General features: G+C 68.9%; 13 protein-coding genes. 8 read left to right on the forward strand and 5 right to left on the reverse strand.

What is annotated here, in order from left to right:
• Window positions 1-16 precede the first annotated feature (16 nt).
• A complete protein-coding gene (locus tag AB0F44_RS00755) occupies window positions 17-1,690 on the reverse strand; it encodes an alpha-glucosidase (protein WP_357351718.1) in 1,674 nt (557 codons plus the stop codon).
• 70 nt (window positions 1,691-1,760) lie between these two features.
• Between AB0F44_RS00755 and AB0F44_RS00760 the strand changes: the two genes are divergently transcribed.
• Both AB0F44_RS00760 and AB0F44_RS00765 read left to right on the forward strand, forming a co-directional pair.
• A complete protein-coding gene (locus AB0F44_RS00760) occupies window positions 1,761-2,240 on the forward strand; it encodes an OsmC family protein (protein ID WP_357351721.1) in 480 nt (159 codons plus the stop codon).
• A 53-nt stretch (window positions 2,241-2,293) separates the two neighbouring features.
• On the forward strand, window positions 2,294-4,000 hold the full coding sequence (locus AB0F44_RS00765; protein WP_357351723.1) for an AMP-binding protein: 1,707 nt from the start codon (window positions 2,294-2,296) through the stop codon (window positions 3,998-4,000).
• Here the strand turns inward: AB0F44_RS00765 and AB0F44_RS00770 are convergent.
• Window positions 3,991-4,551, reverse strand: coding sequence for a TetR family transcriptional regulator (locus AB0F44_RS00770; RefSeq protein WP_357351725.1), 561 nt, complete (start codon window positions 4,549-4,551; stop codon window positions 3,991-3,993). The two genes, AB0F44_RS00765 and AB0F44_RS00770, sit on opposite strands and share 10 nt — an antisense overlap.
• Window positions 4,552-4,648: 97 nt before the next feature.
• Here AB0F44_RS00770 and AB0F44_RS00775 point away from each other — a divergent pair, with 97 nt between their 5' ends.
• A complete protein-coding gene (locus tag AB0F44_RS00775; RefSeq protein ID WP_357351727.1) occupies window positions 4,649-6,088 on the forward strand; it encodes an MFS transporter in 1,440 nt (479 codons plus the stop codon).
• Window positions 6,089-6,092: 4 nt separating this feature from the next.
• Here the strand turns inward: AB0F44_RS00775 and AB0F44_RS00780 are convergent, their stop codons facing one another.
• The 3 genes from AB0F44_RS00780 to AB0F44_RS00790 form a co-directional block, all read right to left on the reverse strand.
• Window positions 6,093-6,860, reverse strand: a complete 768-nt coding sequence (locus tag AB0F44_RS00780) for a thioesterase family protein (protein WP_357351728.1) — start codon at window positions 6,858-6,860, stop codon at window positions 6,093-6,095.
• Window positions 6,861-6,867: 7 nt separating this feature from the next.
• Window positions 6,868-8,496: an AMP-binding protein gene (locus AB0F44_RS00785; RefSeq protein ID WP_357351730.1), complete on the reverse strand. Its 1,629-nt coding sequence runs from the start codon at window positions 8,494-8,496 to the stop codon at window positions 6,868-6,870.
• A 65-nt stretch (window positions 8,497-8,561) separates the two neighbouring features.
• Window positions 8,562-9,878, reverse strand: coding sequence for an MFS transporter (locus AB0F44_RS00790; RefSeq protein WP_357351732.1), 1,317 nt, complete (start codon window positions 9,876-9,878; stop codon window positions 8,562-8,564).
• Window positions 9,879-10,012: 134 nt separating this feature from the next.
• Here AB0F44_RS00790 and AB0F44_RS00795 point away from each other — a divergent pair, with 134 nt between their 5' ends.
• The 5 genes from AB0F44_RS00795 (at window position 10,013) to AB0F44_RS00815 (ending at window position 15,486) form a co-directional block, all read left to right on the forward strand.
• Window positions 10,013-10,900 (forward strand): helix-turn-helix transcriptional regulator, encoded by an 888-nt coding sequence (locus AB0F44_RS00795; protein ID WP_357351734.1) that lies wholly within the window; start codon window positions 10,013-10,015, stop codon window positions 10,898-10,900.
• A gap of 52 nt (window positions 10,901-10,952) precedes the next feature.
• Window positions 10,953-11,918, forward strand: a complete 966-nt coding sequence (locus tag AB0F44_RS00800) for a helix-turn-helix domain-containing protein (protein WP_357351736.1) — start codon at window positions 10,953-10,955, stop codon at window positions 11,916-11,918.
• A gap of 53 nt (window positions 11,919-11,971) precedes the next feature.
• Entirely contained in the window at window positions 11,972-14,377 is a 2,406-nt protein-coding gene (locus tag AB0F44_RS00805) for a molybdopterin cofactor-binding domain-containing protein (RefSeq protein WP_357351738.1), read from the forward strand.
• Between the two features lie 28 nt (window positions 14,378-14,405).
• Window positions 14,406-14,885, forward strand: a complete 480-nt coding sequence (locus AB0F44_RS00810; RefSeq protein ID WP_357351740.1) for a (2Fe-2S)-binding protein — start codon at window positions 14,406-14,408, stop codon at window positions 14,883-14,885.
• Between the two features lie 130 nt (window positions 14,886-15,015).
• A complete protein-coding gene (locus tag AB0F44_RS00815; RefSeq protein WP_350658424.1) occupies window positions 15,016-15,486 on the forward strand; it encodes a hypothetical protein in 471 nt (156 codons plus the stop codon).
• The last annotated feature ends 85 nt before the right edge of the window (window positions 15,487-15,571 follow it).

The following is a 15,571-nucleotide window of genomic DNA, read 5'->3' on the forward strand; positions in this document are numbered from 1 at the left end:
CGCTCAGCCGTAGGGCTCAACGGCGGAGGACCCGCGCCTCCCATGGTGCCATCACCGGGCCGCTGCCGCTCCCGATCACGAGCTCGCCGCGGCTCTCCTCGACGAGCTCGCCCAGGTCCGCCTCGTCGCTGCTGAAGTTCGCGAGCACGACCAGCTGCCCGCTCTCGTGGCGGCGGCGGAACGCGAAGATCTGCGGATGGCTGTCGCTCAGCAGGGTGAAGTCGCCGTCGACCACGGCCGGGTCCTCGTGTCGTAGCCGGATCAGCCGGCGGTAGTGCGAGAGCACCGAGTCCGGGTCGTCCATCTGGGCGGCGACGTTGACCTCGGGGTAGTTCGGATTGACCGCGAGCCAGGGCGTTCCGGTGGTGAAGCCGGCCGCGGGGGAGGCGTCCCACTGCATCGGCGTACGTCCGTTATCGCGGCACATCGCCCGCAGCGAGGCCATCACGTCCTCGGGATCCACTCCCAGGGCAATCGCCTCGTGGTAGTAGTTCACCGCCTCCACGTCGTCGACCTCGTCGATGGAGGTGAACGGGAAGTTCGTCATGCCGATCTCGTCGCCCTGGTAGACGAACGGGGTGCCTCGCTGCAGGTGCAGGACGGTCGCGAGCAGCTTGGCCGACTCGGTTCGCCAGCGGCCGTCGTCGCCGTACCGCGACACGATCCTCGGCTGGTCGTGGTTGTCCCAGTAGAGGCTGTTCCAGCCCACGTCCGCCAGACCTTCCTGCCAGGCCGCGAGCCGATCCCGGAGGCGACCGAGGTCGAAGGGGCGTACGTCCCACTTGAAGGTGCCGTGGTCGATCTCGACGTGCTCGTAGTGCAGGACCATGTCGAGCTCGCGGCGTGCCGGATCGGTGTACTTCCGGCCCTCCTCGACCGTCGTCTCGCCGGTCTCACCGACCAGCAGCAGGTCGCGGTCGTAGCGGTCGAAGACCTCCCGGTGCATCTCGGCGAGGAACTCGTGCACGCGCGGCCCGTCGATCACCGACTGCCGCATGTTGCCGTGGCGCTGCCCAGGCATGACCGGTGCCTCCGGCAGCTCCGGGTCCTTGGAGATCAGGTTCACCACGTCCATCCGGAAGCCGTCGACGCCGCGGTCCAGCCACCAGCGCAGCACCTCGTACACCGCGTGCCGCACCTCGGGGTTCTCCCAGTTCAGGTCCGGCTGCTTCTTGGTGAACAGATGCATGTAGTAGGCGGCCCTGCCCTCGCTGTAGGTCCAGGCCGGCCCGGAGAAGAACGACCCCCAGTTGTTGGGCTCGTCGCGCCACCAGTACCAGTCACGCTTGGGACTCTCGGGGCTCGAGCTCGACTCCACGAACCAGGGGTGCTCGTCCGAGGTGTGGTTCGCGACGAGATCCATCACGAGCTTCATCCCGCGCTCGTGAAGGTCGGCGATCAGCGCGTCGAGCTCTGCGAGGGTGCCGTACGTCGGGTCGACATCGTGATAGTCGCTGACGTCGTAGCCGTTGTCGGCCATCGGAGAGGGGTAGACGGGGGAGATCCACAGGACGTCGACCCCGAGCCACTCGAGGTGGTCGAGGCGCTGCCTGATCCCGCGGAGGTCGCCCACGCCGTCACCGTTCCCGTCGGCGAAACTGCGTGGGTAGACCTGGTAGACCACGGCGGATCGCCACCACCCAGGACCGGTGCGCGTGCGTTCTCCTTCAGCGGGTGTCAGGTGGGTCATGACGTGGGCGGTAACCGTGTGGCGCGCCGCGCATACTTGCCGGTTGGTGGCCCGGCGCTAGCGTGTGCGCATGGCTTTGACCCACGACTACACGGTCTCGGTGGAGTGGACGGGCAACCGCGGCACCGGGACGAGCGGCTACCGCGACTACGCCCGGGACCACGTCGTACGCATCGAGGGCCTGCCCGACATCCTCGGCTCCTCCGATCCGACCTTCCGCGGCGACGCGAGCCGGCACAACCCCGAGCAGCTGCTGCTGACCTCGCTGGCGCAGTGCCACATGCTCTCCTACCTGCACCAGGCGGTGACGGTGGGCGTGGTCGTCCTCGACTACCACGACGCCGCGACCGCCACCATGGAGACTCAGGGGACCGGCGGGCATTTCACCCGAGCCGTGCTGCACCCGGTCGTCACCGTCGCCGACGCTTCCATGATCGAGGCGGCGACCTCCGCCCACCGCCAGGCCCACCTGGACTGCTTCATCGCGAGCAGCGTGAACTTCCCCGTCGACGTCGAGCCGACCGTGATCGTCGGTGGACTGGAGCGTTAGCCCCCTCTTCCGGGGGTAGGGCGGGGGTCGGCCTCGCGACGATGATGACCGCCATGACTCGTTCGACCTCGACCGACGCCCTGCTGGCCGCCCGCGACGCGCTGATCGCCCAGCGCCTCGACTACGCCGCCGCGCTCGACACCTTCCGCTGGCCCGACGTCGGGGCGACCTTCAACTTCGCCCACGACTGGTTCGACCCGATGGCTCGAGGCAACGACGCTCCGGCGCTTGTCATCGCCGAGTCGGACCGGTCGCGGGCTGCGTACTCCTTCGACGAGCTGGCGCGCCGCTCGGACGCGGTGGCCCGCTACCTTCGGCGTCTCGGCGTCGGCTCGGGCGACAGCGTGGTCGTCATGCTCGGCAACCAGGTCGAGCTGTGGGAGACGATGCTCGCGGCGATGAAGGTCGGTGCGGTGCTGATGCCGACGACGACCGCGGTCGGCACCGCCGAGCTGGTCGACCGGCTCGCCCGGGGCCGGGCGAAGGCCGTGGTCTGCAACGCCGAGGACGCCGACAAGTTCGATGGCGTCCCGGGCGACTACGTACGGATCAGCGTGGGGGAGCGGGAGGGCTGGAACGGCTACGCCGCGGCCGCCGCGGAGTCGCAGGAGCCGGTCGAGCACCCCGGCAACGCCACCACCGACGCGCTGCTCCTCTACTTCACCAGCGGCACCACGAGCCGTCCGAAGCTGGTCGAGCACACCCACTACACCTACCCGGTCGGGCACCTGTCGACGATGTATTGGCTCGGTCTCCGCCCCGGCGACGTACACATGAACATCTCCAGCCCTGGGTGGGCCAAGCACGCCTGGTCGAACTTCTTCGCGCCCTGGCTCGCCGGAGCGACTGTCTTCGTCCTCAACTACGCGCGTTTCGAGGCGGCCACGCTCCTGCAGCGGATTCGGGAGGAGCACGTGACCAGCATGTGCGCACCTCCGACCGTGTGGCGGATGCTCATCCAGGCCGACCTCTCCGGCGGCTGCGGGTCGCTGCGCGAGGCGATCAGTGCCGGTGAGCCGCTCAACCCCGAGGTGATCAGTCAGGTCCACCAGGCATGGGGCCTGACCATCCGGGACGGCTTCGGGCAGACCGAGATGACCGCGACGGTCGCCAACAGCCCGGGTCAGCCGGTACGTCCAGGGTCGATGGGTCGCCCGCTGCCCGGTGTCCCGGTCGTGCTGGTCGACCCGATCGAGGGGACCGTGATCGAGGGACCGGGTGAAGGCGAGCTCTGCCTGGACCTCTCGGCGAAACCGGCCACCCTGATGACCGAATACCGCGACGACGAGAAGCGCACCGCCGACGCGATGCGCGGTGGCTTCTTCCACACCGGCGACGTCGCCAGCCGGGACGAGGAGGGCTACATCACCTACGTCGGCCGCACCGACGACGTCTTCAAGGCCTCCGACTACAAGGTCTCGCCCTTCGAGCTGGAGTCGGTCCTGATCGAGCACCCCGCGGTGGCCGAGGCGGCGGTCGTGCCCGCCCCGGACCCGGTGCGACTGGCTGTCCCCAAGGCGTACGTCTCCCTCACGGCCGGCCACGAGCCGACCGCCGAGACCGCCCGGGCCATCCTCGAGTTCGCCCGCGACCACCTGCCGCCCTACCTGCGGGTGCGGCGCCTGGAGTTCTTCGACCTGCCCAAGACGATCTCGGGGAAGATCCGGCGCGTCGAGCTCCGGACCCGCGAGCAGGAGGTCGTCGACCAGCGGCCGCCGGGGGAGCACCGCTACGAGGACTTCTTCTCCCGTCAGTCCTGAGCCACCAGGCGCCGGACGCTCTCGACGACGATCTCCCGACACCGAGCGCGGCTCGGCCGGCGAACCAGGGCGAGCTCGGGTGTGTGCAGGTGCCAGCTCATCGCCAGAGCGCGCACCTCGGTGAGCAGCTCGAGCGGCGAGTAGGCGGTCGTCAGCTTCCCTGCCTGCTGCGCCTCCTCGATCTTGGCCAGCTTGGCGTTGTTGGAGGCGACGATCGCCGGGAGCTGCCCGGTCGGGCGCTCGAGCTGATACCAGGTCGTCAGCCGAAGCGTCGTGGGGAAGCGCTCGTAGAGGTCGAAGGACCGCCCTGCGTAGGCGGGCAGATCGGTGGCGTCGAACTCGACCTCGTCGACGAACGCGAGCACCCGGTGGGCGAAGACGGCGTCGAAGAGCTCGTCCTTCGTGCCGAAGTACTTGTAGATCAGCGCCTTGTTCGCCAGCGCCGTCTCCGCGATCCGGTCGACGCGCGAGCCGGCGATGCCGTACGCCGCGAACTCGGCCTCGGCGGCGTCGAGGATGCGGACACGGGTCGCCTCGGAGTCTCTGGCCATGCACCCACCCTAAAGCAAGTAACTAGTTAGTTGCATTTCGTGGCAGTCAGTGCTTCACTGAAATAACCAACTCGTTAGTTACTTAGGAAGTGCACACATGTCTCCGACACCCCCGCGCGCCGGTGCCCGTAACCGAGTGGTGGTCCTGATGGTGATCCTCGGCTGCCAGCTGATGATGACCCTGGACGCCTCGATCGTGACCACGGCGCTCACCCACATCAAGGCCGAGCTCGGCTTCACCGACTCCTCGTTGTCGTGGATCCAGAACGCCTACGTGCTCGCCTTCGGCGGCCTCCTGCTGCTCGGCGCACGAGCCGGTGACCTGCTCGGCCGACGCCGGGTGTTCATCGCCGGCACGGCGCTCTTCACCGCCGCCTCGCTCCTGGCCGGGCTCGCGCCGTCGGCCGAGCTCCTCATCGCCGCGCGCACGCTGCAGGGGCTGGCGTCGGCCTTCGCGATCCCGTCCACCCTGGCGCTGCTGATCACGAGCTTCCCCGAGCCCGAGGAGCGCACCCGGGCAATCGCGATCTACAGCGCGGTGATCGGTGCCGGAGCCAGCGTCGGTATCATCGTCGGCGGCGTCTTCACCGAGTATCTCTCCTGGCGCTGGGGTTTCTTGGTCAACGTTCCGCTCGGGATCCTGATCCTCGCCCTCTCACCGCGCTACCTCCCCGAGACCGAGCCCCGTCCCGGCCGGGTCGACATCCTCGGCGCGCTGAGCGTCACCATCGGCATGTCGGCACTCGTCTACGGCCTCGTCGAGGCAGCCGAGATCGGCTGGGGCAGCGCTCGAACCCTGGTCCCGCTGACCGCCTCAGTGGTCCTGCTCGTCGCCTTCGTGCTCATCGAGCTGCGGGCCGCCCAGCCGATCGTGCCGCTCCGACTCTTCCTCAGCGTGCAGCGCTCCGGGGCGTACATCGGCCGGATCCTGATCGTCGGCGCGATGTTCTCGACGTTCTACTTCCTCTCGCAGTATCTCCAGAACGTACGCGGCCTCAGCCCGCTCGCCACCGGACTCGTCTACGTCCCGATGACCGGCATGTTCTTCGCCATGGTCTACGCCGTGCGCTGGGCCGGACCGCGGGTCAGCAAGCCTGTGCTGCTGCTGACCTCCCTGGTCACGGCCGGGATCGGGATGGCGTGGCTGAGCCGGATCGACGCGACGACCCCGGTGGCGTCGATCCTGCCGCCGCTGCTGGTGCTGGGCATCGGCCAGGGCATCGCGATCATCCTCCTCACCGACTTCGGGATGGCCGAAGTCGACCAGGGCGACGCCGGCGCCGCGTCCGGCCTGGTCAACACCGCCCACCAGATAGGTGGCTCGATCGGACTCGCGCTCCTAACCGTCGTCTACGGCAGCGCGGTGCACCACGACCCCGCGCCGGACGCCGTCGCCCAGGCCCATGGCTACTCGACCGTCTTCGACGTCGCGACCGGCTTCTACGCCCTTGCCGTGATCGTCGCCCTGGTCATGCTCACCGCCGACCGGCGTGCCAGCAGGTCGACCGCGCCGGTCACGGTCGCGGCCGCCAGCTGAGCCGTCAGGGACGGACGGTCAGGCACTGCGTACTGACGCCGAAGGCGCCCTGCTCGTCATGGAGCACGGACGTGGTCACGCCGGCGCCCTCCGGGCCGAACGAGACGGTCGTGTCGAGCCCCAACCAGCCAGGAGCTGGAGCACGGAACAGGTGCGCGGTCAGGTCGAGGTTGGGGAAGCTGACCACCTTCGGATCGACCCGGACGGCCACGCCGTTGGTGATGTCGAGCAGCCCGGCGACCTGCGCCAGCCGGCTCACCTCCTCGTCGGCGACGAGGGGGTGAGCCGTACGTACCCAGGATTGCGCCCGTCCCGGGCCGAGGTCGTGGCGGCGTACCTCGACCGAGGCGATGAAGCCGCCGTCCCACAGCGCGGTCATGTCCCAGGCCGGCACCTCGTCAGGTGCGGGCATCGGTTCGTGCCGGGTGCCCTCGAGCTCCGCGGTCGGGTAGCCGGCGGTGAGCCAGGTACGGAGGAGCACGACGGGCCGGGCGCCATGGCAGGCCCGGGCCTCGACGAGCTCGATGGTGCGTCCGGCGCGGAGCACGGTGACCTCGATATCGACCGGCTCGAGCGGGACGGTGCCGAGGATGTCGTAGCTGATCCGGGTGATCTGGAGCCCGTCGTCACGGCGGGCGTCGCGATCCCGCTCGACCTCGTGCGCGAGCATGCCGAGCAGGGTGGCGATGTGCTGCGTGTCCAGGTCCCAGGCCCCTCCGACGTGCCGAGTCGGGGCGAAGGTGCGCGGACCGGTCCTGTGCCAATAGCTCATCGGCGGCTCAGAGCCCGAGCAGAGCGACGCTCTGCTCGCGCATGTCGATCTTGCGGACCTTGCCGGTCACGGTCATCGGGAACTCGTCGACGAGCAGCACGTAGCGCGGTGCCTTGTAGTGCGCGAGCTTGCCGCTGGCGAAGGCGCGGACGGCCTCGGCGTCCAGCGGCTCCGCGCCGGGCCGCATCCGGATCCAGGCGCAGAGCTCCTCGCCGTACCTCTCGTCCGGAACGCCCACGACCTGGGCCTCGGCGATGTCGGGGTGGGTGAAGAGGAACTCCTCGATCTCGCGGGGGTAGATGTTCTCGCCGCCACGGATGACCATGTCCTTGATCCTTCCCACGACCACGCAGTAGCCGTCCTCGCGCATCACGGCCAGGTCGCCGGTGTGCATCCAGCCGTCGGCGTCGATCGCGTCGGCGGTCTTCGTCTCATCGTCCCAGTAGCCGAGCATCACCGAGTAGCCGCGGGTGCAGAACTCGCCCGCCGTGCCGCGGGGGACCACCTCGCCGGTGGCCGGGTCGACGATCTTGATCTCGACGTGCGGAGCCGCCCGGCCGATCGTCTCGGTGCGCCGCTCGAGGTCGTCGTCGGTGCGGGTCTGGCAGGAGACCGGCGAGGTCTCGGTCATGCCGTACGCGATCGAGACCTCGCTCATGTGCATCTCGCTGACGCAGCGCTTCATGACCTCGATCGGACACAGCGCGCCGGCCATGATCCCGGTACGCAGCGTGGAGAGGTCGTAGGAGGCGAAGCCCGGGTCGTCCTGCATCGCGATGAACATCGTCGGCACGCCGTACAGCGCCGTGCACCTCTCGTCCTGGACCGTCTGCAGCGTCGTGGCCGGGTCGAAGCCGGGGCCCGGGATGACCATGGTCGCGCCGTGGGTGGTGCAGCCGAGGTTGGCCATCACCATGCCGAAGCAGTGGTAGAACGGCACCGGGATGCAGAGCCGGTCCTGCTCGGTGAAGTGGATCGCCTCGGTGACGAAGAAGCCGTTGTTCAAGATGTTGCGGTGCGACAGCGTCGCGCCCTTCGGGAAGCCCGTGGTCCCGGAGGTGTACTGGATGTTGATCGCGTCGTTCGGGTCGAGCGTGTAGTCGACGTGGTCGGCCAGCAGCTCGCCACGGCCGGCGGCCAGCAGCGCGTCCCATTTCGGCGTACCCAGGAAGATCGTCTGCTCGAGAGCTCCGCAGTCGCCCGCCACCTCGCCGACGAGCGAGACGTAGTCGCTGCTCTTGAACTCGGTCGCGCTGATCAGGAGCCGCACTCCGGACTGGTTGAGCGCGTAGGCGAGCTCGTGGGTCCGGTAGGCGGGGTTGATGTTGACCAGGATCGCGCCGATCTTGGCCGTGGCGAACTGGACCATCGTCCACTCGGCGCAGTTCGGAGCCCAGATGCCGACGCGGTCGCCCTTGCCGATGCCGGCCTTGCGGAGGCCGACCGCGAGGGCGTCGACGTCGGCGTCCAGCTCGGCGTAGGTCCAGCGTCGGCCGGTGGCGATCTCGACGAGCGCCTCACGGTCTCCGTGGCGGGCGACGGTGCGCTCGAAGTTGGCTCCGATCGTCTCCTCGAGCAGCGGAACGTCGATGTCGCCACGGGCCGACGATGCGGTGATGGATGAGGTCTCGGTCATGCCGCGAGCATGACCGAGACCGTGGTGGCAGCCCCACCCCCGAAGGAGGGTGAGCGGGTGCCGGATCAGGCGAGTGCGGGCTCCGCGTCGAGCTCGACGCGGCTGGTCTCCTTGGCGACCAGCAGGCAGCCGATGCTCAGTACGGCCAGGGCGCTGAGGAAGTACGCGATGCCGTCGGTGCCCCACCTGGCCAGTAGGTCCTCGGCGATGACCAGCGGCACGGCGCCGCCGAGGATGCCCGCGATGTTGTAGCCCAGACCGGCTCCCGTGTAGCGGTACTTCGCCTGGAACATCTCGGGCAGGAACGCAGCGATCGGACCGTAGTTGAGGCCGAGTACGCACAGCATCAGGCTGTTGCCGAGGGCGAAGCTCGCGAAGCTGCCGGGCTCCATGATGGCGAAGGACAGTGGGCCGGCGACGAGGCCGAAGGCAGCGCCGATGAGCAGGACCACCCGGCGGCCGAGCACGTCGGAGAGCCACGCGGAGGCGATGACCGTCACGCTCATGGCGAATGCCGCGACGATGACGCCGAGCAGGGCCTGGCTCATGCTCAGGCCGAGGGTGCCGACAGCGTGCGCGACCATGAAGCTGGCGCCGGTGTAGAAGGCGCCGAAGACGACCGCCATGATGCCGCCGCCGAGCAGCACCTGCCGCCACTGGTCACGGATGCAGCCGACGAACGGCAGCGTGCTGCGGGCGCCTGTCGACTGGACCTTCTTGAACGACGGCGTCTCGGCGATCTTCAGCCGGACCCAGAGGCCGACCGCGATGAGGACGGCGCTGGCCAGGAACGGGATCCGCCAGCCCCAGGCCGCGAACGCGGCGGGCTCCATCAGGCGGAAGGTGGTGAGCATGGCTGCGGCGGCGAGGATCAGCCCGAGGCTGGGGCCGAGCTGCGGGAACATGCTGTAGCGCCCGCGCTGGCCGCGGGCGGCGTACTCGGTGGTGAGGAGTGCGGCGCCCGCCCACTCGCCGCCGAGCGCGATGCCCTGCAGTGCGCGCAGCAGAACGAGGATCACCACGGCGCCCTTGCCGATCGACTCCACGCTCGGGAGCAGGCCGATCGCGAAGGTCGAGGTGCCCATGATCATCAAGGTGGTGATCAGCGTGGCCTTGCGACCGATCCGGTCGCCGTAGTGGCCGAAGAGGATCGCCCCCAACGGCCGGAAGACGAACGCGACTCCGAAGGTCGCGATCGAGGCCAGGGTGCCCTCGGGTCCGCCCATGGATGGGAAGAAGACGGCATTGAAGACGAGGGCTGCCGCCAGCCCGTAGATGAGGAAGTCGTAGAACTCGATGGTGGTGCCGGTCAGTGACGCCGTCGCGACGCGGCGCATGGTGCGCCCGTCGACCTCGGCTCGGTCAGCCGCGATTTGGGCCATGATCGTGCCTCCTACTCGGATTGGTGAACCGAGTGTGGGACTGTCACCACCTGGCCGATACCCCCGGAAGAGTGCCCTCGAAAGAGGGGGTGTGCCTCTTGTTGCCTGTGATGGTCGTCACTTACGCTCACGTCATGAGCAGCACCGCCATCGCCCCAGAGGCGCCGTACGACGGGTCCCGGATCGCCCAGACGCTGGCCTCCTTCCGGACCGCGTCGGGGCTGGACCTCGCCTTCGGTGGGCCGGTGCGCGGCGACGGCACGGCCATCGACATCACCGCGACCTGTGGCGCGAAGGGCGCCTCGCTGCGCGGCCTGCGGGTCGTCAACGGGGAAGGCCTGGGCGGGAAGACCCTGCAGACCCGCCAGCCCGGCTCCGTCGACCACTACTACACCGCTCGTGGGATCACCCACCTCTACGACACCGCCGTAGCTCAGGAGCAGATCCAGACCGTCGCCGCCTTGCCGATCCTGGTCGACCGCGCCCCGCGGATGCTCATCTACCTCGCCTCCCGCTCGCGGCTCGGTCTCGGCGGTGTCTGGTTCGACTCTCTACGTCCGCTGATCCGCACCCTCGAGCGCGAGATCCTGATCGACGACGAGGTCCGCAACCGGCTCTCCCGGCTGGCGCCCGCGCCGACTCGACCTGCGACCCCGGACGAGACGGCCGCGAAGCGCGACCTCGCCGAACGCCGGGAGATGGCGGCCGAGCTCACCGACCTGGCCGGCCAAGTGCTCGACCCCGAGGTCCGCAGCCGCCTCGAGGCCATGGTCCTGCGGCTCACCGCCGCGCCGGGGGAGAAGCAGCCGGCTCAGCTCGCTCCGGCCGTACGCCTGGCCGCCCGTGAGCTCGACGTCCTGCGTCAGGTGGCGCTCGGAAGCAGCAACCGGCAGGCCGCCGAGGCTCTCGGGATCGTGGAGAGCACGGTGAAGTCCTACCTCAAGAGCGCCACCCGCAAGCTCAACGCCAACAACCGCGTCCACGCGGTCCGGATGGCGCGCGAGGCCGGCCTGATCGACTGACGCCCCTCGTACGGGGGTACCGCCCGACCCGCGGCGTACGCAAGATCACGGCATGACGCATGGGGACTCGGGCGACATGTCGGAGAGGTGGCGGACCGCGCTGGCGGACGCCTTCGCGGGACTGCAGTCGGAGCGGTTGCCACCTGGCCATGTGGCACCTGGCCCGCTGACCGGAGCGATCGAGCACGCCAGTCTGGGGCGCGTCGATGCGTTCCGCGTCGGCGGCACCCCGCAGGTTGTACGCCGCACCCGCCGCTCCCTCGCGGACGTACCCGACGATCCGTTCAAGGTGTGCGTCCAGCGCCGTGGGCAGTCGGTCGTCCGGCAGGGTGACATCGAGCTCGTCCTGACACCCGGGGACATCGCGATCTACGACACCAGCCGCCCCTACGAGCTGCGCTTCGACGAGGGGTGGGAGTGTCTCGCGATGACGCTTCCGCGCCGCGCGCTGGCGGCGTCGGACGCCGTGATCGAACGGTCGATGTCGCGCGGCTGGACGTCGGTCGACGGCCGGACCGGCGTACTCGGGCACCTGCTGGGGAGCGCTGTCCGCGAGGTGCCGCAGGCCGGGGGAGCGGCGCATCTGGGCGAGGCCGCCATCCAGCTGCTCTCGTGTCTGGTCGGCGGCGTGGAGCAGGCCGACCCGGGGGAGGTGCTCCGGACCCGGATCATCGCCTACGTGGAGGCGCACGCCACCGACCCTTGTCTCGGCCACGACGCCGTGGCGGCCGCCCACGGACTCTCGCCGCGCAGCCTGCACCGGCTCTTCGAGGACCAGCCGCGCTCCGCGATGGCTCATCTGCGGGAGTTCCGGCTGCTGGCGATCCGGGACGCGCTGCTCGACCCGGCCCACGCATCGTTCTCGACTGCGGCGATCGCCGCGCGCTGGGGCTTTCCCGACCCTTCCCACTTCGCCCGGACCTTCCGCTCACGCTTCGGAATCACACCAGGCGCGCTCCGCCGCGACGGTGGCGCGGAAAGTCAACGAAGTTGGCGTTCCATGGCGACACAGGTGTGACAGACCGCACATAACGTGACCAGGACCCGACCGGGCCAACGGAGGTAACCGCCTTGTCAACACATCCCGAGACGTCATCAGGCCTGTCGGTATCGGGCCTGGCCGAGCACGAGATCGGACGCCGTCGCTTCGTCGGCTACCTCGTGGCCGCTGCCACCGTCACCGGCGCGGCCCAGCTCGGGATCGGCCTCGGCAACCCGGCCGCGGCAGTCGTCCCGGGGGTGCCGCAGCCGGCCGACCTCTACGACCTCAACGACCTGCTGACCGATGCCGCCCGCCCCACTGCGAACCTGATCCAGGTCGTGGTCGACAAGGACGGCACCGCGTCGTTCGAGCTGCCCCGCGCCGAGGTCGGCCAGGGCATCACCACCTCGATCGCGATGCTGATCGCCGAGGAGCTCGACCTGCCGCTCAGCAAGGTGAACGTGACCTTGTCGAAGGCGCGCCCCGAGCTGATCTGGAACCAGATGACCGGTGGCTCCAACACGATCCACGCGATGTACACGCCCGTACGTGTCGCCGCCGCCATCGCCCGTGGCGCGCTGCTCGACGCCGCGGCGATCGCGCTCGCGCAGCCTCACGACACCCTCTCCGTCTATGAGGGGGTGATCTCCGCCCCCGGCGGTGCCTCCATCTCCTACGGCGAGCTCGCCACCTCCGCCGCGGCACTGGTCACGAAGGTCGTCGACGTCGACCTCAAGCCGAAGTCCGACTTCGCGGTCATCGGCACCCCGCAGCGTCGCAAGGACGCCCTGGACGCGGTCACCGGCACGAAGCAGTTCACCATGGACCTCGACGTCCCGGACGCCCTTCCCGCGATGGTCTGCCGCGCCCCCGAGCACAACGGCACGGTGCGATCGGTCCGCAACCAGAAGGACGTCGAGGCGATGCCGGGCGTGACGCACGTCGTCACCATCCCGACCGGGGTCGCCGTTCGCGCCGGGACGTTCGGTCAGTGCATCAACGCCGTCCGCGCCCTCGAGGTCGAGTGGAACCCGGGTTCGGTGAGCGGCAGATCCGACGCCGACGTGCTCGAGGAGCTCCGCGGCATCCAGCGCCCGATGCTGGTGCCGAACGTGGACGACCTCCTCGGCACCGTGACCGACACGGTGGGCGGCCTCACCGGTGGGCTCGGCGCGGCCGACGTGAAGACGCTCGACACCGACTTCGTCTTCTACACCCGCAGCGGCTCGCCGCTGGAGACCAACTGCGCCGTCGCCGATGTCCGTGCCGACAAGGCGACGATCTGGGCGGGCTCCAAGACGCCGATCGTGGCCGCCGAGGACATCGCGCTGAAGCTCGGCCTGCCGCCGACCGCGGTGACCTTCAACGTCGTGGAGTCCGGCGGCTCGTTCGGCCGCAAGCTCTTCTGGGACGCAGCGCTCGAGGCCGCTCTGGTCTCGCAGAAGTGCCAGGCGCCGGTCCGGCTGATGTGGCATCGCGCCGACGAGCCACGCCAGGGCCGCAACCATCCGATGGCGACCTCCCGGGTGCGTACGGTCTGGGCGGGGGACAACATCTTCTCCGTCGAGCAGCAGCACACCTGCACCGCCACCGACTACCGCCACGGCTTCGGCGAGATCCTGACCTCGTCGGCCATCTCGCTCCCTGCTGGAGTGAGCAACCTGGGCGTCTCGGAGACCATCTTCGTGACCTCCCAGCAGGTGCCGTACGACTTCGGCGTCACCACCCAGGGCCTCATGGAGACCACCAGCCGCGCGATCAACTCCGGCGCGGTGCGCAACGTCTACTCGCCCGACGTACGCACGGCGCTCGAGCTCACGATCGACCAGGTCGCCAAGAAGATGCGGCTGAGTCCGGTCGAGTTCCGGCTGAAGTACGCCAAGGAGGACCGCCTGCGGCGCGTCATCAAGCAGGTGGCGGCGGCCGGCAACTGGGGCAGGTCGATGCCGGCCGGCACGGCCCAGGGGATCGCGGTCCACCAGGAGTACAAGGGCTACTCCGCCTGCCTCGTCGAGATCGACTGCCGTCCCGAGACCGTCAACCGCAAGGTCTACAACGGCGTCACTGGTCCCCGGGTCACCAAGGTGACCTTCGCGATCGACTGCGGCGAGGTGATCAACCCCAAGGGCGTCGAGGCACAGATGCAGGGCGGGATCATGGACGGCATCGCGCTCGCGCTGACAGCGAGCACCCACCTGGAGGACGGCCACTACCTCGAGGCCAGCTGGGACAACTACTTCTACACCCGCCAGTGGAACACCCCACCCGACGTACGCGTCTTCGTGATGGATCCGGTCACCGACATCCCCGGCGGCGCGGGGGAGGCCGGCGTCGCCGCCTCGTTCGCGGCGGTGGCCTGTGCGTACGCCCGGGCGACCGGCACCACGCCGACCTCGTTCCCGATCAACCATCACGACCCGATCTCCTTCGAGGTGAAGTCGTTCGTCCCGCCCGTGCCCGCCTCGCCGACCGACGGCCTCACCTACACCTACTGACCAGAGACTGATCGAAAGGGATTGGCCAATGCCCAACTACACCTTCAAGCTCAACGGGGAGAAGGTCACGGTCGACGTCGAGGACAGCGAGCGCCTGCTGTGGGTGCTGCGCGACGTCCTAGGCGTGCGTGGCCCCAAGTACGGCTGCGGCATCAACGTCTGCAAGGCCTGTACGTCCCACATCAACGGCAAGGCCTTCAACCCCTGCGCCACCCCGATCAGCGCCCTCGACGAGGACGACGAGATCACCACGATCGAAGGCCTCGCCGCCTCCGTCGGCAAGGACCTGCACCCCATGCAGGAGGCCTGGCTCGACGTCGACGTCGCCCAGTGCGGCTACTGCCAACCCGGCCAGATCATGGCCGCCGTGGCGACCGTCAACAAGGCACACGCCGAGGGCCGCTCGGTCACCGACGCCGACATCGACCAGATCCGCAACATCTGCCGCTGCGGCACCTACGTACGGATCCGGGAGGCGATCAAGGCCGGCGCCGGCAAGATGGGCTGACCCCTCACGTGGCCGGTGGACGGGCGGCCGGAATGGTTGTGTACGGAAACGGTACGGGCCTGTACGGGCGGCAGAGTGCGAACGACCTCACTACCTTCGCTAACTCCATCACCTTGGAGAAGGAGTGCACATGCTCGAAGGTTTCAGAACGGTCATCAGCGGTCTTGTCCTGGCAGCCCTGGCGGCGGTCGTCGGCGTCTTCGTCGCGACGCCAGCCCAGGCGGTCTCGCACTACGGCTGCAGCTATCCCAACGTATGTCTCAAGGACGGCTCCTACAACGGCGGCACGAAGATCTGGCAGGACTGGACCCCGGGATATCTGATCCTCCCCGAGGGCGATCGGAACGTAGCGGACTCAGTCATCAATACCAAGAACGACGACTCGGTCTGGCTTCTGGACACCGGTGTGAGCCCGGATCGCTATCTCTGCATTCCTGCTGACACCTACGTGAATCTGGGTTCCTATGCGCATCCGACCCGCGGAGGCACCTGGGCCGGCGATGTCGATGTCGTGCAGATCTGGCCCAGCTCCGACGACGGCAAGTGCAGTGGCAGCACCCAGGTTCGGCAAGGTTGGGTCGAGGACGGATGGAGGCCGTAACGGCGTGACTTCGCTGTGACTGAGGGTCCGACCTTGTGATCACTTCACAAGGTCGGACCCTCTGTCACAGTCCACGTCACGTACG

The organism is Nocardioides sp. NPDC023903, assembly GCF_040639295.1.
Lineage (GTDB): Bacteria > Actinomycetota > Actinomycetes > Propionibacteriales > Nocardioidaceae > Nocardioides.